At 68.3% G+C, this 18,616-nt stretch carries 19 protein-coding genes; 9 read left to right on the top strand and 10 right to left on the bottom strand.

Annotated elements, in window-relative coordinates; translation table 11 throughout:
- Positions 1-31: 31 nt before the first annotated feature.
- The 3 genes from KIT86_RS07185 (at position 32) to KIT86_RS07175 (ending at position 2,927) form a co-directional block, all read left to right on the top strand.
- On the top strand, positions 32-1,759 hold the full coding sequence (locus KIT86_RS07185; protein WP_297396677.1) for a hybrid sensor histidine kinase/response regulator: 1,728 nt from the start codon (positions 32-34) through the stop codon (positions 1,757-1,759).
- A gap of 108 nt (positions 1,760-1,867) precedes the next feature.
- Positions 1,868-2,176, top strand: a complete 309-nt coding sequence (locus tag KIT86_RS07180; RefSeq protein ID WP_297396675.1) for a hypothetical protein — start codon at positions 1,868-1,870, stop codon at positions 2,174-2,176.
- A 124-nt stretch (positions 2,177-2,300) separates the two neighbouring features.
- Positions 2,301-2,927: a hypothetical protein gene (locus KIT86_RS07175; RefSeq protein ID WP_297396673.1), complete on the top strand. Its 627-nt coding sequence runs from the start codon at positions 2,301-2,303 to the stop codon at positions 2,925-2,927.
- 390 nt (positions 2,928-3,317) lie between these two features.
- Here the strand turns inward: KIT86_RS07175 and minE are convergent, their stop codons facing one another.
- From minE to KIT86_RS07145, 6 genes are all read right to left on the bottom strand, one after another.
- Positions 3,318-3,578 (bottom strand): cell division topological specificity factor MinE, encoded by a 261-nt coding sequence (minE, locus tag KIT86_RS07170; RefSeq protein WP_297396670.1) that lies wholly within the window; start codon positions 3,576-3,578, stop codon positions 3,318-3,320.
- A gap of 3 nt (positions 3,579-3,581) precedes the next feature.
- Positions 3,582-4,397 carry a septum site-determining protein MinD gene (minD, locus tag KIT86_RS07165; protein ID WP_297396666.1) on the bottom strand — a complete coding sequence of 272 codons (816 nt, stop codon included), beginning with the start codon at positions 4,395-4,397 and terminating at the stop codon, positions 3,582-3,584.
- Positions 4,398-4,432: 35 nt separating this feature from the next.
- Complete coding sequence (gene minC / locus KIT86_RS07160; protein WP_297396663.1) at positions 4,433-5,200, bottom strand: septum site-determining protein MinC; 768 nt, start codon at positions 5,198-5,200, stop codon at positions 4,433-4,435.
- 410 nt (positions 5,201-5,610) lie between these two features.
- Positions 5,611-6,207 carry a Spy/CpxP family protein refolding chaperone gene (locus KIT86_RS07155; RefSeq protein WP_297396660.1) on the bottom strand — a complete coding sequence of 199 codons (597 nt, stop codon included), beginning with the start codon at positions 6,205-6,207 and terminating at the stop codon, positions 5,611-5,613.
- A gap of 64 nt (positions 6,208-6,271) precedes the next feature.
- Complete coding sequence (gene cueR / locus KIT86_RS07150) at positions 6,272-6,760, bottom strand: Cu(I)-responsive transcriptional regulator (protein WP_297396814.1); 489 nt, start codon at positions 6,758-6,760, stop codon at positions 6,272-6,274.
- Between the two features lie 70 nt (positions 6,761-6,830).
- The gene (locus tag KIT86_RS07145; RefSeq protein WP_297396657.1) at positions 6,831-7,028 is read right to left on the bottom strand and encodes a cation transporter; all 198 of its coding nucleotides are present in this window, start codon (positions 7,026-7,028) and stop codon (positions 6,831-6,833) included.
- Between the two features lie 140 nt (positions 7,029-7,168).
- On the opposite strand from KIT86_RS07145, the gene KIT86_RS07140 reads away from it, so the two are divergent.
- Together KIT86_RS07140 and KIT86_RS07135 are read left to right on the top strand one after the other, a co-directional pair.
- Entirely contained in the window at positions 7,169-9,511 is a 2,343-nt protein-coding gene (locus KIT86_RS07140) for a cation-translocating P-type ATPase (RefSeq protein ID WP_297396655.1), read from the top strand.
- A 72-nt stretch (positions 9,512-9,583) separates the two neighbouring features.
- A complete protein-coding gene (locus tag KIT86_RS07135) occupies positions 9,584-10,192 on the top strand; it encodes a hemerythrin domain-containing protein (protein ID WP_297396652.1) in 609 nt (202 codons plus the stop codon).
- Between the two features lie 3 nt (positions 10,193-10,195).
- On the opposite strand, the gene KIT86_RS07130 is transcribed toward KIT86_RS07135, so the two are convergent.
- On the bottom strand, positions 10,196-11,548 hold the full coding sequence (locus KIT86_RS07130; protein WP_297396650.1) for a transaminase: 1,353 nt from the start codon (positions 11,546-11,548) through the stop codon (positions 10,196-10,198).
- Positions 11,549-11,665: 117 nt separating this feature from the next.
- On the opposite strand from KIT86_RS07130, the gene KIT86_RS07125 reads away from it, so the two are divergent.
- A complete protein-coding gene (locus tag KIT86_RS07125; RefSeq protein WP_297396647.1) occupies positions 11,666-12,886 on the top strand; it encodes a YbfB/YjiJ family MFS transporter in 1,221 nt (406 codons plus the stop codon).
- A 7-nt stretch (positions 12,887-12,893) separates the two neighbouring features.
- Here KIT86_RS07125 and gstA read toward each other — a convergent pair whose 3' ends face one another.
- Positions 12,894-13,499: a glutathione transferase GstA gene (gene gstA, locus KIT86_RS07120; protein WP_297396644.1), complete on the bottom strand. Its 606-nt coding sequence runs from the start codon at positions 13,497-13,499 to the stop codon at positions 12,894-12,896.
- 169 nt (positions 13,500-13,668) lie between these two features.
- Here gstA and speB point away from each other — a divergent pair, with 169 nt between their 5' ends.
- Positions 13,669-14,589, top strand: coding sequence for an agmatinase (gene speB / locus KIT86_RS07115; RefSeq protein ID WP_297396642.1), 921 nt, complete (start codon positions 13,669-13,671; stop codon positions 14,587-14,589).
- 127 nt (positions 14,590-14,716) lie between these two features.
- Positions 14,717-16,018 (top strand): FAD-binding oxidoreductase, encoded by a 1,302-nt coding sequence (locus KIT86_RS07110; RefSeq protein WP_297396639.1) that lies wholly within the window; start codon positions 14,717-14,719, stop codon positions 16,016-16,018.
- Between the two features lies 1 nt (position 16,019).
- Here the strand turns inward: KIT86_RS07110 and KIT86_RS07105 are convergent, their stop codons facing one another.
- Together KIT86_RS07105 and KIT86_RS07100 are read right to left on the bottom strand one after the other, a co-directional pair.
- A complete protein-coding gene (locus KIT86_RS07105) occupies positions 16,020-16,517 on the bottom strand; it encodes a thioesterase family protein (protein ID WP_297396636.1) in 498 nt (165 codons plus the stop codon).
- The gene (locus KIT86_RS07100) at positions 16,514-18,019 is read right to left on the bottom strand and encodes a PLP-dependent aminotransferase family protein (protein ID WP_297396633.1); all 1,506 of its coding nucleotides are present in this window, start codon (positions 18,017-18,019) and stop codon (positions 16,514-16,516) included. Before KIT86_RS07100 ends, KIT86_RS07105 begins: the two co-directional genes overlap by 4 nt.
- Before the next feature lie 215 nt (positions 18,020-18,234).
- Between KIT86_RS07100 and KIT86_RS07095 the strand changes: the two genes are divergently transcribed.
- Positions 18,235-18,616, top strand: a 382-nt coding sequence (locus tag KIT86_RS07095) for a gamma-glutamyl-gamma-aminobutyrate hydrolase family protein (protein WP_297396630.1), incomplete at its 3' end; no start/stop codon positions are given.

The following is an 18,616-nucleotide window of genomic DNA, read 5'->3' as shown; positions in this document are numbered from 1 at the left end:
GCTGGCATTCCAGACCCATGCGCCCCTGGCCGTGCAACGCACCCAGCTCGAGCTCTTGCTGGAGAAGACCGGACCGCTTCGCATCCTCTCGCCGATCCCCTTTGCAACCCCCCTGGCGATCCTTTTCTACCTGAAGGGCGCCTCCTTCCTTGCCCTGGTCTGGCTTGGCCTGTTCTACATCGCCATCTTCAGCAGCTATGTGCAGCGCAGAAAGCTGCAAGCCCATGGCCCGATGCACGACCATGAGCTGCCTGCCATTCTCCGGGGCCGGGTCAGGGACATCTTTCTGCTGGGCACCCTGTGGGGGGCCGCACCCTGGCTGCTCAACGCGCACCAGGGCACCGAGCCGCTGATTTTGATTTCCGTGTTCATCATGGGCGCGATCTCGCTCGGTTCCGCCATCGTGTCCACCCACCGCCAGACCATCGCGGCGTTCAGCATCCCGGCTGCGGTCGGCATGATCTCCGCGTGCCTCTGGCAGGGCAGCGCAGTCGGTCTGGTGCTGGGCGTGTGCATGACGCTCTTCCTGGTGATGACGCTCAAGTGGACATTCCAGCAAGCGGATCTGCTGGCGCAATCGTTGACCGTGCGCTATGAAAAGGAAGATCTCGCCCGCCGTCTGGCACAACAGGTGGAGCTGGTCGAAAACGCGAACCGGGAGAAGAGCCGGTTCCTCGCATCCGCCAGCCACGATCTGCGCCAGCCGCTGCACGCCATCTCGCTGTTCACATCGGTGCTCGAGCGATCCCGGCTCGACCCCGACAGCACCCAGACCGTCACGCGATTGGGCCAATCGGTGCGCATGCTCAACCAGTCGCTCGATACGATGCTCGACATCTCGCGGCTCGATGCCGGGGCCGTGCCGGCGCGCAAGGAACCGCTGCGGGTGCATGAGCTGTTCCTCTCGCTCCATCACACGTTCTCTGGCCCCGCCCAGGAGAGAGGCCTGCAGCTGCGGTTCCGGGCGCCAGGAGAACGGCTTGTGTTGAGCGACGAGCAACTGCTCACCCGCCTGCTGGGGAACCTGATTGACAACGCCATCAAGTACACGCAAAGCGGCGGGGTGCTTGTGGCGGCCAGATCGGGGCTGCCATCGGGGCGGGCCGGCTCTGTCTGTTTCGAGGTCATCGACACGGGGATCGGCATCGCCACCGAGCACCAACAGCGGGTCTTCGACGAGTTCTACCAGTTGGCCAATCCGCAACGCGACCGCGCTTTCGGACTGGGCATCGGCCTGTCCATTGTCAAGCGGCTGTCGGACTTGCTGGAGCACCCGATCGCGCTTTCATCCACGCCGCTGCGCGGCACGCGATTCCGGGTGTGGGTGGGTGAGGCAGATGGGCAGGCGGGCCCACTGGCGGCCCCGGTGGACAGCGGCGTTGCGCCGTCCCCGACGGCTGAGAAGGCGCTGCCGCGCCATGTGCTTGTCGTTGATGACGAACCGGTCAGCCGCGAGGCCATGGGATCGCTGCTCTCGGCCTGCGGCTGCAGGGTCCATGCCGCCGGTGACCTGGAGCGGGCGCATCTCCTGCTGGCACAGCACCCGATCGAGGCCGTCGTTGCCGATTTCCGGCTCCCGGGAACACACAACGGCCTGGACTTCCTCCTGGCGCTGCGCCTGAGCTCACCGCAAGTGCGCACCCTGCTGGTGACAGGCGAGACCTCCGCGCAGCGCATCACCGACATCCGGGCCAGCGGGGTCCCTTTCCTGCACAAGCCCGTGCGCGCGCAACAACTGCTGGAAGCACTGGCGGGCTGACAAGTGACCCGGGTCACTTCCCGAGCGCAGGGGCCTCGGTGAATACTCGCGATCGCCCGTTGAACGCCGATCCACCGACCCCACCATGCCCGCCCGGGACCCTTTCTCATGCGCACCCTCCTTCTTGGCCTGACCCTGTCCCTTCTCGCTTCGGCATCCATCGCAGCACCCGACCCGCAATGCGGCGAATACGACAAGCTGCGCTCGCAGAGAGACAACGCATTGCGTGCGAAGAACTTCAAACAGTATTGCGATGCCCTGTCCGGCTTGATCAAGCTGATGCCGGCCAAAGCCCCTGAAGCGGCGCGCCTCCATTGCGAAGCCAAGGCCACGGGCATGAAGGTCGAGACATGGCTCGGCGTGCGCCCCGAGGTGGTCTCCACCATGACAAGCACCTTTGACGACCAGTGCCGCTGAGGGTCGCCAGCGCCGGCCGCCGGCGATTTCTCAGCCTGCGCAGCGCTTCTGTCCTCTCCCTGGTGGCGATGACCGAAACATCTGCGAACAGCATTTCGGCGGCCTTGCGTGCAGACTACGGTCCATGAAAATTCCTCCTCTTGTGTTCGCCCTGAGCGCTCTGGCGTTCGGACCCGCCGCGGTGATGGCCCAGCAGCAGACGCCAGCGAAGCCCGCTGCCAAGCCCGCCGCGAAGCCGGCGGCCAAACCCGCCGCCGCCACCCAACGCGCCCCGCTGGCCCGCTCTGCGGCCAAGGCGGTGGAAGAGGTGACGCCGATCGAAGAAGACGTCAGCGTCACATTGACCGACGCCGATCTCGCGGTGGCGCAACGCGTCTACCTCGGCAGCATCCCTTGCGAGCTGGGTTCGGCCGTGGAGATCACGCCCGCCAAGCGGCAAGGGTTCTTCATCGTGCAGGTCAAGAACGTGCGCAACGCGCGCTATTACATGCACCCGGTGGAAAGCCGCACCGGCGCCATTCGCCTGGAAGACCCCAGGCGCGGTGCCATGTGGTTGCAGTTGGGCAACAAGTCCATGCTCATGAGCCAGCAGCTGGGCAAGCGCCTGGCCGACGAGTGCATGAGTCCGGAGCAGCTGACGCTCGCGGGCGAAATGAAGCGCAATCCGCCGAGGAGCCTGCTGGACCCCGTAGACCCTCCAGCGGTGACCCCGTCGCCTGCCGTGCCGGCCGCACCGGCCACCACCCCCTAGCGCCACCGGCCGCGCCGGGTCTTCGGATCATCGGCACCACCTTCCAGCTTTGCTCGATGGTGCATGCCGCGATGGCAAGCCGTCTCCGGCGAAAGAAAAGGCGGCGTTGCTCGACCCCGATTTGCCCCACAACCGGCCCAGAGGAAAAGCCAGACAGACGGGGAGTCGTGTCCCTGCGCCATTCGTGCAGAAACCCAGCAGCGCCGCGAAACCTGGGGTGGGTGCGGTTTTTCCACCGCCTGCAACCGGCAAAGCTGCTGCCACCCCGAGAGGTTGGAGTCTAGGAACCGGTGGATGTTCCGTGCACTGGCAGCATGAAGTGGGATAAAAGCGGCACAGGATGAGCCATCGAGGACGCGAGCCGCCGCATCGCGCCCGAATCCACACGCATCACTTGCGGTCGGGCAGCTCGATCTTGACCTCGAGCACGTCCAGATTGTCCTGGCGGTCGAGCTGGACCTTGATGTCGTCCGGGTTGATCTTGATGTACTTGCCAATCACGGCCACCAGTTCGCGCTGCAGTGCGGGAAGGTAGTCGGGCTCGGAGGCGCTGCGCCCGTTGCGTTCGTGCGCCAGGATGATCTGCAGGCGCTCCTTGGCGACGCTGGCGGTTTTCTTCTTTTCACCCAGCAGGAAGGACAGGATCGACATGCCTTACTTCCCCCCGAACAAGCGCTTGAAGAAGCCCACTTTTTCGGCCTCGATGAAGCGCAGCGGCTTGTCGGCCCCCAGGAAGCGGTCGATCACGTCGCTGTAGGCCTCCGCCACGTCCGTCCCCTTGAGGTGAATGGCGGGCATGCCCTGGTTGGAAGCGGTGAGCACGCTCTCGCTTTCCGGGATCACACCGATGAGCTTGATGCGCAGGATGTCCTGGATGTCTCCGAGCGAGAGCATCTGGCCATCGGCCACCCGGCCCGGGTTGTAACGCGTGATGAGCAGGTGTTCCTTGATCGGTTCCTTGCCCTCGATGGCACGCTGCGTCTTGCTGCCCAGCATGCCCAGGATGCGGTCGGAGTCGCGCACGCTGGAAACCTCGGGGTTGGTCACGACCAGGGCTTCATCGGCGTAGTGCATGGCCATGAGCGCACCGGTCTCGATGCCGGCGGGAGAGTCGCAGATGATGTACTCGAAGCCCATGGCCGACAGGTCGGTCAGCACCTTGTGCACGCCTTCCTGGCTCAGGGCGTCCTTGTCGCGGGTCTGGCTGGCGGCAAGCACGAACAGGTTCTCGCACTGCTTGTCCTTGATGAGGGCCTGATTGAGGTTGGCCTCGCCCTGGATGACGTTGATCAGGTCGTACACCACACGGCGTTCGCAGCCCATGATCAGGTCCAGGTTGCGAAGACCGACGTCGAAATCGATGACGGCGGTCTTGTGCCCGCGCAGAGCCAGGCCCGAAGCGAAGCTGGCGCTGGTGGTGGTCTTGCCCACGCCGCCCTTGCCGGAGGTGACGACAACAATCTTGGTCATGGTGAAAGTCCTTCGATTCAAATAGGGGGCGACACTCAGACGCCAATGGCGTCGATCACGAGTTTGTCGCCGTCGGGGCCGGGCACCAGGCGCACCTGCGCGGTCTTGCCCTGGACCGATTCGGGCAGGGCCACTTCGCTGGTGCGGTAGATGCCGGCAATGGAAATGAGTTCGGGTGCCATGGACAGCGCGAAGATGCGCGCCTCCCCATAGCCGCGTGCCCCGGCAATGGCCTTGCCGCGCAGCGGCGCGTACACGTGGATGTTGCCGTCAGCGATCACTTCGGCACCCGGGTTGACCATGGCCATGACCACCAGGTCGCGGCCGCGCGCATAGACCTGCTGGCCCGAGCGCAGCGGCTTGTCGATCACCAGCGCACCGGGCATGGGCATCGGCTGGGGGACCGCCACGGGTTCGGGCGCGGCGATTTCGGTCGGTGCCGCCGACGGCGCGGCCCGTTGCACAGTGGCATCGGGCGCAGGGGTCAGACCCGCGGCCACAGCCAGCGCGGTCTGTTCGATGGTGCCGCCGCGCACGGCCAGGGGCGTGAGGCGGTGCTGGCGCAGCAAGGTCTGCAGGGCGCCGAAGTCGGGCAGGGCGTGTGCTTCGGCCACGTTCAGCGGATGCAGGTCGATGACCACCGGATCGTGGTCGAAAAAATCGGGCATGTCGCCAAAACGCTGGGCGAATTCCTGCGCCAGCAGTTCCAGGTTGGACGACTTGAGCATCAGAGCGACCAGAGGCAGGTGGGCGCTCTTGATTTCGAAGGTGGCGGGCGCGTTTCCTGCGAGGGCGACAGACATGGGCGAAACAGATCCAAAAACGGGCCAGCCGCAGGAACGCCGGGTCGGCAGGTCTGGCTGTGAAGCGGCGCATCTTACCAGCCGGGTTGGCCGGTCAAGCCTCAGGACCGTGCGCAGGTGTCAGGGCATGTTTCAGCCGCCGACGAGCGGGTTTTGCACAAACCTGTGTATAACTTTTTAACAAAGCAGTAGTTATCCACAGAAAAGTGGGTGCAGGCCTGGTTATCCCCGTTTAGAGCGTCAGGGAACCGTGTGCTTCACACAGGCTTCTGCGTGAGCCAAGTCCTTGATCCAGCAAGAAAAAGGGCGCTTGTCCACATCGGACAGCGCCCTCTACTACTACTGCTATTTTGTATTTAAAGATTTAGAAGAATAGTGAGACGGGAACCCGACGCCCCCTGGGCGGCCGATCAGGCCGGCTTTTTCACGCCGGGTTGCTCGCCGTGGTGGCGGTGTTCACCCCGGTGGCCGTGGTGCATGCCGGCGCGCTGGAAGCCGCCCAAGTGCTTTGAATCAAAGATTTTTTGTTGATCGGCGTTCAATACCGCGTAGAAGCTCTTGATGGCGTCGACACGTTTGGCCATCGCGGCATCGCGCTCGGCCTTCAGGGCCTGCATCTTGTCCAGGCGTTGCGGGGTGGTCAGCTTGGACCAGTCTTCCCGGGTGCCTGGGCGTGGCATGGCGCCGGGCAGGGGCTGGGTGCGGGCGATGAACGCGTTCCAGGCCGGTTCCTGCTCGGGGGTGAGCTTGAGTTCAGCCTTGAGGGCCGCCTGGCGTTCGGCCATGCGCTTTTGCATCTGGGCCTGGTGTTCGGCGCGTTTCTGGTCGCGCTGCTCGGCGGAGGGGGCGGCGGGCTTGACCGCCGGCTTGGCGGCGGTGTCAGCCTGGGCCACGGCCATGGCGGTGGGGTGCAAGGCAGAAGCCTGCACCAGGGCGGTGGCGAAGGTGCCCACCAGGGCGGTGGCCAGGGTGGTGGCGATCAGCGCGCGTTTCGGAAGCGATTTCATGAGGACTCCTGGTGACTGTTGAGGATGGATCTCCACAGGACAGGTGTCGGGCTGCGGAGTGGTTTCAGTGTCTGGCGCGCGTGTGTCCACCCCGTGCCGCCGATGTGGCGGGTTTGTAAAGTTTTGTGCTGCTTTTTGCAGCAACTGTGCAAGCGGGATGGCTCAGGTCGTCCAGGATGGGGCAGTCCGGGCGATCGTCGCCGGGGCACAGGTTGAGCAGCTGGTCCAGGGTGCGCCGCATGGCCTGCAGCGCTTCGATGCGCTGGGCCAGTTCGTCCAGGTGCTTCTGCGTGATGCGCTTGACACTGGCGCTGCTTCGCCGGCGGTTGTGCCAGAGGCTCACGAGCTCGGTGATGGCGTCCAGCCCGAAGCCCATGTCGCGCGCGCGGCGGATGAAACGCAGCGTGTGCACGTCGGCCAGGCCGTACTGGCGGTAGTTGCTGTCGGTGCGCGGCACCGCCGCGAGCAGGCCCAGGCTTTCGTAGTGGCGCAGCATCTTGGGCGAGATGCCACTGAGCTGGGCCGCCTTGCCGATGCTGACCGGCCAGCGGATCAGCGCGTCGGCCGGGTCGTGTTCTGCCTGGGGCTCCAGCGCTTGAAGAAGGCGGTCGGCAGCCATGGTGTCAGGAGGCCACCTGGTAGCCCTCTTCGCGGATCGCTTCGACCAGGGCCTCACGGGTTTGCGTGCTGTCCACTTCGACGCGGTTCTGGCCGCGATCGATGTGGACTTCGGCCTGGGGATCGAGCAGCTTGATGGCGGTGGTGACGGATTTTTCGCAGTGACCACAGGTCATGCCCTGGACGTCGAGGACTTGTTTCATGGTGTCTTCCTTGAGGATGGATGGAACATGCACCCATTGTGATCCTTGACATCGTGTCAAGGTCAAGTGCCACCCGCGCCGTCACAGTTCGCTACAAGCGCACTTGACCTTCCCATGGTGGTAAAGCTTATGCTGACCTCATGAACACGATTGCTGCTCCTGCCTCTGCCCCTGGTCCCTCTGACGCCGGTGCCACTTTCTCGACCTACCCGCTGACCCAGATCGATCTGGGCGTGGGCGGCATGACCTGCGCTTCGTGCGTGACGCGGGTGGAGAAAGCGCTGCGCAAGCAACCGGGGGTCAGCGATGCCACGGTCAACCTGGCGACGGAGTCGGCGCGCGTGACCCTGAGCGGGGTGGACGAGGCCGAGTCGCTGGCGCGCATCAAGCGCGCGGTGCGCGATGCGGGCTACGAGCCTCGCACGCTGGAGGCCATGGACGAGGTGGCTGTCGAGCGTGTGATGGGCGTGCCGCGCGACCTGCTGCCGGTGCTCATCGGTGCCGTGCTTTCGGCACCGCTGGTGGTGCCCATGGTGGGTGACCTGTTCGGCCGGCACTGGATGCTGCCCGCCTGGATCCAGTTTCTGTTGGCCACGCCGGTGCAGTTCGTGCTCGGCGCGCGCTTCTACCGCGCCGGCTGGCACGCGCTCAAGGCCCGCACCGGCAACATGGAATTGCTGGTGGCGATCGGCACCACGGCTGGGTGGGCGCTGTCGACCTGGCTGTGGTGGCGTGCCGAGGCGGGCGAGATGCCCCACCTGTATTACGAGGCCTCGGCGGTGGTGATCACGCTGGTGTTGCTGGGCAAATGGTTGGAAGCGCGGGCCAAGCGCCAGACGACCGCCGCGATCCGTGCCTTGCACGCGCTGCGGCCCGATCGGGCCCATTTGTTGCCCGATGGCGTCCGCCGGACCGAAACCACCGACGTGGCCGTGGACGAACTGCTGCCGGGCGACGTGATCCGCGTGCTGCCTGGCGAGCGCTTCGCGGCCGATGGCACCGTGGTGCAGGGCCACACGCAGGCCGATGAATCCATGCTCACCGGCGAGTCGCTTCCCGTGTCCAAGGACGTGGGCGACGGCGTGACCGGCGGCTCGCTCAACGGCGACGGCGCGGTCGACGTCCGGGTGCGCGCAGTGGGTGCGCAAAGCGTGCTGGCCCGGATCATCAGCCTGGTGCAGGACGCACAGGCCGGCAAGGCGCCGGTGCAGCGGATGGTGGACCAGGTCGCGGCCGTGTTCGTGCCGGTGGTGTTGGCGATCGCGCTGGTCACGCTGCTGGGCTGGCTGGGGACGGGCGCGCCGCTGGAGGAGGCCTTGCTGCATGCGGTGGCCGTGCTGGTGATCGCCTGCCCTTGCGCCTTGGGACTGGCCACACCGGCGGCCATCATGGCGGGCACCGGCGTGGCTGCGCAGCACGGCATTCTGATCAAGGATGCGCAGGCGCTGGAGATCGCGCACAAGGTGGACACGGTGGCCTTCGACAAGACAGGCACGCTGACCGAAGGCCATCCGCGCCTGACGGTGATCGAGGCGGCACCGGGTGTGGACGAGATCGCCGTGCTGCAGGTGGCCGCGGCGCTGCAGGCGCAGAGCGCGCATCCGTTGGCGCGCGCGGTGCTGGAGGCCGCGGCCTCGCGCGCCATCGAGGTGGCAGCCAACGCCGCGCAAGACGTGCAGGCGGTCTCGGGCCGGGGCAGCCAGGGCCGCGTGAATGGCGCCTTGTTTGCCCTGGGCAGCCTGCGCTGGATGGGCGAGCTGGGCGCGAAGCTGGGTCCGCTGGATGAGCGTGCCAAGGCCTTGCAGGCCGAGGGCGCGACGGTGTCGGTGCTGGCCAGCCAGACGCCGGGCGATGCCGCTTCGGCCGCTGCCTGGTCGCCCCTGGCCCTGCTGGCGTTTGGGGATGAGCCCAAGGCCGGTGCGGCCGAGGCCATCGCCGGCCTGCGCGCGCAGGGCATGCGGCTGTTCATGGTCTCTGGCGACAACCGCGGCGCGGCGCTGGCGATGGCCACGCGGCTGGGGCTGCGCGCCGACCACGACGAGGTGATCGCCGAGGTGCTGCCGGGAGACAAGGCCACCATCGTGCGCAAGCTGCGCGCGGCCGTGGTGGGTGACCGGCTGCACACCGTGGCCATGGTGGGCGATGGCGTGAACGACGCGCCCGCACTGGCGGCCGCCGATGTGGGCATGGCCATGAGCCACAGCCAGGGCGCCAGTGCGGACGTGGCCATGCACGCCGCTGGCATCACGCTCATGCGCGGCGACCCGCTGCTGGTGGCGGCCGCACTGGACATCTCGCGCCGCACGGTGCGCAAGATCCGGCAGAACCTGTTCTGGGCCTTTGCCTACAACGTGGCGGGCATCCCGCTGGCGGCGCTGGGCTTTCTCAGCCCGGTGGTGGCGGGTGCGGCCATGGCCCTGAGTTCGGTGAGTGTGGTGAGCAACGCCCTGCTGCTCAAGCGCTGGAAGCCGCCGCAGCGCTGAGCTTTGACGCACGTCAATGCGCGCGCACGGCCGCTGCGCGATGCTCGGAACTCCCGCAGGAGGAGACATCCCATGACGACCACACACGACGCGGTTCGCGTGATTCTTGACGAGCACGCCAGCCTGAGCGCGATGCTGACCACGTTTTCGCAGATGGTGCGGCTGGGCCCCGATGCGTCTGGTGCGGGCAGTCCTGAGCGCTATTTCGACGTGCTGCGCGCGATGCTGTTCTACATCGATGCCTTCCCGGAGAAGAACCACCACCCGAAGGAATCGAACCTGCTGTTCCCGCGCCTGGCGCGGGCGGCACCGCAACTCATGGCGACCATCGAACAGCTCGAGCGCGACCACATGAGCGGCGAGATGCGGGTGCGCGAGCTGATGCACCTGCTCATGGCCTGGGAGTACATGGGCGAGCTGCATCGCCCCGCATTCGAGTCCGAGGCGCAGCGCTACGTGAGCTTCTACCTGGATCACATGCGCCTGGAAGAAACCGCTTTGCTGCCGGTGGCGCAAGAGGTGCTGGCCGATTCGGACTGGGCTGTGCTGGATGAGGCGTTCACCCGGCACACCGATCCGCTGAACCCGCGCAAGCCGCGGGACCCGCAGTTCGACCGCTTGTTCACCCGCATCGTGTTGCGCGCGCCCGCGCCGCTGGGACTGGGCGAGGCCGAGGCCTGAAGGCTAGGTCGCCAGGGCGGCCAGCAAGGCGTCGAAGACCTGCAGCAGTTGGTCCACGTCCTGCGCGGACGTGGCGGGAGAGACCAGCATCATGCTGTGAAAGGGCGTGAGCAGAACGCCCCGGTTGAGCATGAAGAGGTGGGTGAGGGCCTCGAGCTCGGCCTGTGCGTGGTCGCGCACGTCCTGCGCGTGGCGGGGGGTGTGCGGCATGAACTGGAGTTCCATGCGCGCGCCCAGGCGTGTCACCGTCCAGGGCTTTGCGGCGCGGGCGATGCGCTCGCGCAGGCCGGCTTCGAGCCGCTCGGCCAGGGCCAGCATGGGGGTGTAGCTGGCGTCGGTGTGCAGGTGCGTGAGCGCGGCCTGCAGCGCGGCGAGTGTGAGCGCATTGCCTGAGAGCGTGGTGCCGATACCGCTGTGGCCCTCGGGCGCGGCGTCCTTGGCCCGGGCCATGCGTTGGGCCACGTCGTCGGTGAAGCCGTACACCGCGCAGGGCAGGCCACCGGCCACCGCCTTGCCGACCACCAGGAAGTCCGGTTGCAGTGCGTGAGCGCGCGCGTAGCCGCCCAGTGCGGTGGAGATGGTGTGCGTCTCGTCGCAGACGAACAGGGTGCCGTGCCGGCGGCACAGCGCGCGCGCCTCGTCCCAGAAGCCCGGCGCGGGTGGCACCAGGCCGAAGTTGGTGAGCGCGGGTTCGGCCAGCAGGCAGGCCACGTCGCCCCGGGCCAGCGCCGCCTCGAGCGCGGGCAGGTCGTTGAAGGGCACGACGCGGGTGAAGTCAGCGTGGTTGTGCACCTGGCCGAGCACGGAGGGCCGCGGCAGGGTGCGGCCGGTGGCGGGGTCGAGGTCCACGAGGGTGTCGTCCACCGCCCCGTGGTAGCAGCCGTCGAACACGAGCAGCTGGGGCCTCTGGGTGATGGCGCGCGCCCAGCGCAGGACAAAGCGGTTGGCGTCGCTCGCGGTCAGCGCGAGTTGCCACATCGGCAGGCCGAATACCCGCGCCAGGCCTTCGCCCACCGCCACCGCGTTGGCCGAAGGCAGCATGCAGGTGAGGCCCTGCGCGGCCTGTTGCGCGATGGCCTGGGCCAGCGGCGCCGGGCTGTGCCCGAACATGGCGCCGGTGTCGCCGAGACAGAAGTCGGTGTGCCGCAGGCCGTCCACGCAGGTGAGCGACACCCCCTGGGCCTGCTGCACGAACAGGGTGGCGGGGCTGGGCCAGTCGCGCATCCAGTGCAACGGCACGCCGAAGAGGTAATGGGCCTGCGCGGCCCGGGCCAGGGCCAGCGATTGCGGGTGCGTGGCGATGAAGCGTTCGCGCTCGGCCTGCTGGAGCGCGGCAAGGGCTTGGAGATCGGACATGGCGCCAGCTTAAGCGCGGTGGCGCCGCGCGCGGCCACTGCCGCGCAGTGGACATTTCGTTGCGCGCCGAATTGGCACTGGTGCGGCCGGGCCCTCCATCCACCACAATGGCCCGCCATGGACCGACGCACGCATCCCACTCCCCCGGCTGAAAGCCCCGACACGACGCCCTATGTGCGGCTGGCGCTGGCCCTCTCACTGGGAGCGGCGGTCTCGCTGGGCATCACCCGCTTCGCCTACGGGCTGCTGCTGCCGCCGATGCGGGAGGACCTGGGCTGGAGCTACACGCTGGCCGGCGCGATGAACACCTTCAACGCGTTGGGCTACCTCATCGGCGCGCTGGCCACGCCCTGGCTGATGCGGCGTTTCCCGCCCACCGGCCTGCTGCTGGTGGGCTCGCTGCTGGCCTCGCTGTTCATGGGCCTGAGCGGTTTCTTCACGGCGGCCACGCCCTTGCTCGTGCAGCGCCTGCTCGCCGGCGTGGCCAGCGCCCTGGTGTTCATCGCGGGCGGTCTGCTGGCGGCGCGGCTGGGTGCGCGCCAGCCCCAGCGCAGCGGGTTCCTGCTGGGCTTGTACTACGGCGGCACGGGCATGGGCATCGTGGTCTCGGCGCTGGGCGTGCCCCCGGTGCTGGCGGCGGCGGCGTCACAGCCGCACGCGTGGGCGTGGGCTTGGTGGGGCTTGGCGCTGATCTGCCTGCTGGCCACGGGGCTCATGGCCTGGCCGGCGCGGGTACTGGCCGCCCACGCCGCGCCGGCGGGCAGCGCGCAGGCGGGCGGCGGGCCGGTGTTTCGCGTGCGCGACTGGGTGTTCTCGCTGCTGGGCTACGCCGGCTTTGGCGTGGGCTACATCGGCTACATGACGTTCGTGATCGCGCTGCTGCGCGAGCAGGGCACCTCACCCGGCGCCGTGACCGCGTTCTATGCCTTGCTCGGGCTGGCGGTGCTGGCGTCGTCGCGCATCTGGGCCGGCTTGCTGGACCGGCACCGCGACGGCCAGGCGCTGGCGCGGCTCAATGCGCTGCTGGGCGTGGCGGCCATCGTGCCGGCGTTGACCAGCAGCTGGCCACTGGTGTTGGCTTCGGGGCTGCTCTTCGGAGGGGTGTTCCTGTCGGTGGTGGCGTCGACCACCGCACTGGTGCGGCACAACCTGCCACCCGCGCAGTGGGCCGCGGGCATCAGCGCCTTCACGATCGTCTTCGCCGCCGGACAGATCGTCGGCCCCACGGTGGTGGGCTTCATCGCCGACGGCCCCGGGGGGCTGGCGCGCGGCCTGGTGTTCTCGGCCGTCGCGCTGTGGCTGGGGGCGGCGCTGGCGTGGCGCCAGCGCGCGCTCTGAGCCGGCCTTAGATCAGGCCTTCGGCCTTCATGGCCGCCTGCACCGCCGGGCGTGCGCCGACGCGGGCGCGGTAGGCCGCGAGGTTGGCCAGGCCGGTGATGTCCACGCCCACGCGCGGGGCCCAGTTGGTCACGGTGAAGAGGTAACCGTCGGCCACGCTGTAGTCGTTGCCGAGCAGGTACTGTTTGCCGGCGAGCTGGCTGTCCACCCACTTCAGGCGCTGGCCCAGCCGCTCCTTGGTGGTGGCCTTCACCTCATCGGGCGTGGCTGGGTTGAAGAGCGGCGAGAAGCCCTTGTGCACCTCGGTGCCGATGAAGTTCAGCCATTCCTGCAGGTGGTAGCGCGCCATCGTGCCGTTGGCCGGTGCCAGGTTCTTCTGGGGCACCTGGTCGGCGATGTACTGAACAATGGCCGGGCCTTCGCGCAGGCGCTCGCCGCTGTCGAGTTCGAGCAGGGGCACGTAGCCCAGCGGGTTGATGGTGTAGTAGTCGGTGCCGTCGGGCAACTGGTGGGTCTTGGTCGGCGCGGGAATGGCCTCGAAGGCCAGACCGGCCTCGTGCAGGGCGATGTGCGGGGAGAGCGAGCAAGCGCCCGGTGAGTAGTAGAGCTTCATGTGTGATCGTCCTCAGAAAGGAGCCACCGGATGGCGGCACCGGGCCAGATGCTACCCGGTGCCCGGTGCCTCCTGCCCCAGGTGGACGCTGGCGCCGCCGGCCAATTGGACTCATGGGCGGTACTGGCGGGGGGTATCTTCTGGCACCCTGTTCACCAAGGATGCTTTCATGGCCATGGGTCAGTTCGCCTACGCCAACAACACCAACCGCTTCCTGGCCTGCGCACCGCTGGGCGAGCAGCCCTTTGCCATCGTGGGCGTGCCCTTCGACGGCGTGGTGACCAACCGGCCGGGCGCGCGCTTTGGCCCGCAGGCGATCCGCGCTGCCAGCCTGATGCTGTGCGACGGCATCCACCCGGTGTTCGACGTGTCGCCCCTGGCGCACCTGGGCGACGCGCTGGACATGCGCCTGCCCAACGCCTCGCCCTTGCCCGAAGTGCGCCGCCACATCGAGGCACAGGCCGCCGCGCTGATGGCGAAACACCATTGCGTGTTCCTGGGCGGCGACCACTCCGTGACGCTTTCGCTGCTGCGCGCGGCCAAGGCCCGGCACGGCGGCGAGCCGCTGGCACTGGTGCATTTCGATGCCCACTGCGACACCTGGGGGGACCACTTCGGTGAACCGTCCGGCCACGGCACCTGGACTTACGAGGCCCTGCAGGAGGGGCTGGCGAGCCCGGCGCACACGGTGCAGATCGGCATCCGCTCCAGCGGCGAGCGAGCGGCGCGCGAGTACGTGGCCGACCAGGGTGGCCAGATCTTCACGGCGCGCGCGCTGCGCGGGCTGGACGGTGCGGGCCTGCAACCGGCCATCGACGCGATCCGCGCGCGCATCGGCCAGCGCCCCTGTTACCTCACGCTCGACATCGACTGCCTGGACCCGGCCTTCGCGCCCGGCACCGGCACGCCCGAGCCGGGCGGCATGACGAGCTCGCAGGTGCTCACTTTCCTGGAATCGCTGGCCGACCTCAACTGGATCGGCATGGACTGCGTGGAAGTGGCCCCGGCCTACGACCACGCCGAGCTCACGACCAATGCGGCGGCCACGTTTGTGTGGACCTACCTCAGCGGCCAGGTGGCCAAGCGATGAACCTTTTGCACCGCGCTGTTGGCATGAAGTGTCTTGTTCCAGGGGCACCGAGGAACCGGCTTTGCCGGGCCTGGGGTGCCGTCCCCCCTCAGGGGCGATCGCGCGCAGCGCGGCAGGGGGGTATCTGATGTCGCTCATCGGTTCGGACACCCAGCTCAACCAAAAGAGCTACTACGAGGCCAGCGTGCAGCGGCCCGAGGCGCTGCCGCCGCTGCAAGAAGCCATCGAGGCCGACGTGGTGGTGGTCGGTGCCGGATTCTCCGGCCTGAGCGCGGCGCTGGAACTGGCGCAGCGGGGGTTTTCGGTGGTGGTGCTGGAGGCCGACCGCATCGGCAGCGGCGCGAGCGGGCGCAACGGTGGCCAGGCCATCGTGGGCTACGCGAGCGGGCAGGGCCCCTTCGAGCAGCAGCTCGGCGCCGAGGACGCGCAACGCGCCTGGGACATGTCGCTGGAGGCGCTGGACCTGATCGACGCGCGCATCGCCGAGCACGGCATCGCGTGCGACCGCGTGAACGGCTACGTGTACGTCGCCGATTCGGCGCGCAAGGCGCAGGAGCTGCACGAGGAGATGGAAGGCCTCAAGCGGCGCGGTCTCGCGGTGGACTGGGCCGAAGGCGCCGACCTGCCGCGCCTGATCAACAGCCCGCGCTACGTGGCGGCCGCTCGCGAGCAGCGCTCGGGCCACCTGCACCCGCTGAAGTACGCGCTCGGCCTGGCGCGCGCTGCGCAGGCCGCCGGCGCCCGCATCTTCGAGCACTCGCCCGTGACCGGCCTGCAGCGCGGCGCCACCCTGGTGGCCAGCACCGCGCGCGGCCAGGTGAAGGCGCGTTTCGGCGTGCTCGCGGGCAACTGCATGCTGCCCGAGTACGGCCCGCGCGTGGCGCCCGAGATCGCGCCGCGCATCATGCCCGTGGGCACCTACATCGTGGGCACGGCGCCGCTCGACCCCGAGCTGTGCGCGCGCCTGATTCCGCGCAACGCGGCGGTGTGCGACAACAACTTCGTGCTCGACTATTTCCGCTTCAGTGCCGACCACCGCATGCTGTTCGGCGGGCGCGTGAGCTACACCACCCGCACACCGGTGAACCTGCAAGCCCTGATGCGCCAGCGCATGGGCGAGGTGTTTCCGGCGCTGCGCGAGGTGCCGGTCGAGCATGTGTGGGGCGGCTTCGTGGACATCAGCATGAACCGCGCCCCCGACTTTGGCCGCCTGGGCGACAACCTGTATTACCTGCAGGGCTTCAGCGGCCATGGCGTGGCGCTCACCGGTCTGGCCGGCCGGCTGGTGGCCGAGGCCGTGGCCGGTCAGGCGGCGCGCTTCGACGTCTACGCGCGGCTCAGGCACCGTCGTTTCCCCGGCGGCGCGCTGCTGCGCACGCCCAGCCTGGCGCTGGGCATGCTGTGGCATCGCCTGCGCGACGTGATCTGACTCAGCGGCCCGCCAGCGACTGGTCCCAGGCCACGAGGTGCGCGGGCTTCTCGGCAGGACAGTCGCCGAGCACGTCGCGGGGTGGCACCGTCAGGCGGCCCTGCTTGAACTTCATCTTGACCAGCACCTCGGCGTGCAGCACGCCGCGCACCAGCAGGGTGTGGGCGAAGTAGGCGCACCTGTCGTCGGCGAACACGATGGCGGTCTGCACGTCCACGCGCTGGAACAGGCCGATGGGGCGCGCGAAGCGGATGAGCTGCGAGGCGTTGACGAAGCCGATGCCCGCGCGCACCAGCGGCACGGCCAGGCGCGTGCGCACCATGAAATCGAGCTGCGCGGCCTCGGCCAGCTGCAGGTAGCGGTCGCTCTTGAGCACGCGCAGGCCGACGTCGAAAGGCGTCACGCGGAAACGGCAGCTCAGGCGCGACTGCGGCGTGCACTCGCCCCGGGTGAACGCGGCGCGCACCAGCGTGCCGAGGTTGCGGGCGAGGCCGATCATGGCGTGGCGCCCAGGACCTGCCGCACCGCCGTGGCCAGCAGCGGCCCGCAGCGCGCGATCTCGGCCAGCGGCGCGTAGCCGTAGCCGATCACCAGGCCGCGCAGGTCCGTGCGCTGCAGGCAATAGGCCGAGAGCGGCCGCACCGTGAGGCCGTGCTGTGCGATGCGCTGTGCCAGCGCCCGGTCGTCCACCTCAAGGGGCAGGCGCAGGCACAGGTGCAGGCCCTGTTCGGCGCCGCTGATGCTGGGGCCCTCGGGCCGTTCGTCGCGCAGCACCGGCCTGAGGGCTTCGAGCAGGCATTGGCGGCGCTCGCCGTAGTTCTGGCGCGCGCGGCGCAGCGCGCTGGCGAAATGGCCCATCTCGATGAACTCGGCCAGCGCGGCCTGCACCGGCATCTGGCCCGGGCGGTTGAGGTCGTAGTGGGCCTGCTTGAAAGCCGCCACCAGCGGCTTGGGCACCACCAGGTAGCCGATCTTCAGGCCCGGATAGAGCACCTTGGAAAACGTGCCCATGTAGAACACGCGGCCATCGGTGTCCAGGCCTTCCAGGCTGGAGATGGGCGGGCCGCTGAAGCGGTACTCGCTGTCGTAGTCGTCTTCCAGCACCCAGGCGTCGTGCGCGCGCGCGGTGGCCAGCAACTGGTGGCGCCGGGGAAGCGACATCACCGCGCCGGTGGGGTACTGGTGCGAGGGTGTGACGTAAATGAGGCGCGGTGGGCGGGCGTTGTCGCCGATGCCGGGGTTGATCCCTTGCTCGTCCACCGCCACCGGGTGCAGGCTCAGGCCGGTGGCCATGAAGGCCTTGACCGCACCCCAGTAGGCCGGGTCCTCCACCCACACGGTGTCGCCGTGGTCGGCCAGCAGCCGCGCACACAGCTCGAGCGACTGCTGGGTGCCGCTGGTGATGACGACCTGGTCGGCCTCCAGGTGCACGCTGCGGAACACGCGCAGGTAATCGGCCACCGCGCGGCGCAGCGGCGCGTAGCCGCCCGAGTCGTTGTAGTCCAGCATGTCCGGGTAGGTCATGCGCCAGTGCTTGTTCTGCAACCGTTGCCAGAGGGTGAGCGGAAAGGCGCTGAAATCGGCGATGCCCGGCGTGAACGGCTGCACCTCCAGCTCGGTGGCGCAGAAGGTGCTGGCCAGCGCCTGGCCGCGCGTGGACAGGCGGGCCGCCTGCGTGCCGTTGGTGGCGGCCCGGCCCGCGCCCGCTCGCGCCGAGCGGCCCGGCGTGGCGCGGGGCACGTTGTCGTTGACGAAGGTGCCACTGCCCACCCGGCTGGCAAGGTAGCCCTCCACGCTGAGCTGGTTGATCGCGGCCACCACCGTGTTGCGCGAGAGGCGCAGGTCCTGGGCCAGGTCGCGGCTGGAAGGCAGGCGCTCGCCCGCACCGAGCTTGCCGTCGAGCATGGCGCGGCGCAGCGCCTCGTAGAGCTGCCGGTGCAGGGGCAGCGCGTCCTGCGAGCCCAGGCGGCTCATCTCGGCGAGAAGAAATTCAGACAGCATGTGCTTCTTTCCAGGGCGCAATCCGGCGCGAAATGGCCCCATCCAGACGCACCGTGGAACCGGCTTCGCCGGGCCACAGGTGCGGTCCCCCCAACGGGGGGAAGCCGCGTCAGCGGCGCAGGGGGGGCACCATTTGGCACCACCAGGTGGCGCCAAATGGCCCTTATTCTGATCCAATTGGCCCCTCACAATGAATGCCATTGTCTGGAGTCTTCATGAACAAGCCACCTTGCATGGTCTGGCTGCCTGCCGACCACCGCCTGATGGGCGATCACGGGCATCAGATGCCCTTTCTGTTGCTGGGTGACAAATACGCCCGGGCCGTCAAGGTCGGGGCGGACGCCCAGCCCGTGATGTTCCCCCTGGCCGACACCGGCCAGATCAGCGAACTGCTGGGCCTGGTGGACGGGGTGATGCTGACCGGCTCTCCCTCCAACGTGCACCCCTCCCATTTCGACGAGGACGTGGCCGACCCGAGCCTGCCGCTGGACGCCGACCGCGACCTGCTCACCCTGGCGCTGGTGAAGGCCTGCGTGCATGAGGGCGTGCCGCTGCTGGGCATCTGCCGGGGTTTCCAGGAGATCAACGTCGCCCTGG

Source organism: Hydrogenophaga sp. (assembly GCF_026125825.1).
Taxonomy (GTDB): Bacteria; Pseudomonadota; Gammaproteobacteria; order Burkholderiales; family Burkholderiaceae_C; genus Hydrogenophaga.
The sequence above is the reverse complement of the archived record's forward strand: the minus strand, read 5'-3'. Positions and strand labels throughout refer to the sequence as shown.

Bases quoted from the DNA above. Each gene is read 5' to 3' on its own strand.
- KIT86_RS07180 (WP_297396675.1), top strand. From the start codon at position 1,868: ATGCGCACCCTCCTTCTTGGCCTGACCCTGTCCCTTCTCGCTTCGGCA.
- KIT86_RS07175 (WP_297396673.1), top strand. From the start codon at position 2,301: ATGAAAATTCCTCCTCTTGTGTTCGCCCTGAGCGCTCTGGCGTTCGGA.
- minE (WP_297396670.1), bottom strand. From the start codon at position 3,578: ATGTCGATCCTGTCCTTCCTGCTGGGTGAAAAGAAGAAAACCGCCAGC.
- minD (WP_297396666.1), bottom strand. From the start codon at position 4,397: ATGACCAAGATTGTTGTCGTCACCTCCGGCAAGGGCGGCGTGGGCAAG.
- minC (WP_297396663.1), bottom strand. From the start codon at position 5,200: ATGTCTGTCGCCCTCGCAGGAAACGCGCCCGCCACCTTCGAAATCAAG.
- KIT86_RS07155 (WP_297396660.1), bottom strand. From the start codon at position 6,207: ATGAAATCGCTTCCGAAACGCGCGCTGATCGCCACCACCCTGGCCACC.
- KIT86_RS07145 (WP_297396657.1), bottom strand. From the start codon at position 7,028: ATGAAACAAGTCCTCGACGTCCAGGGCATGACCTGTGGTCACTGCGAA.
- KIT86_RS07140 (WP_297396655.1), top strand. From the start codon at position 7,169: ATGAACACGATTGCTGCTCCTGCCTCTGCCCCTGGTCCCTCTGACGCC.
- KIT86_RS07135 (WP_297396652.1), top strand. From the start codon at position 9,584: ATGACGACCACACACGACGCGGTTCGCGTGATTCTTGACGAGCACGCC.
- KIT86_RS07130 (WP_297396650.1), bottom strand. From the start codon at position 11,548: ATGTCCGATCTCCAAGCCCTTGCCGCGCTCCAGCAGGCCGAGCGCGAA.
- KIT86_RS07125 (WP_297396647.1), top strand. From the start codon at position 11,666: ATGGACCGACGCACGCATCCCACTCCCCCGGCTGAAAGCCCCGACACG.
- gstA (WP_297396644.1), bottom strand. From the start codon at position 13,499: ATGAAGCTCTACTACTCACCGGGCGCTTGCTCGCTCTCCCCGCACATC.
- speB (WP_297396642.1), top strand. From the start codon at position 13,669: ATGGCCATGGGTCAGTTCGCCTACGCCAACAACACCAACCGCTTCCTG.
- KIT86_RS07110 (WP_297396639.1), top strand. From the start codon at position 14,717: ATGTCGCTCATCGGTTCGGACACCCAGCTCAACCAAAAGAGCTACTAC.
- KIT86_RS07105 (WP_297396636.1), bottom strand. From the start codon at position 16,517: ATGATCGGCCTCGCCCGCAACCTCGGCACGCTGGTGCGCGCCGCGTTC.
- KIT86_RS07100 (WP_297396633.1), bottom strand. From the start codon at position 18,019: ATGCTGTCTGAATTTCTTCTCGCCGAGATGAGCCGCCTGGGCTCGCAG.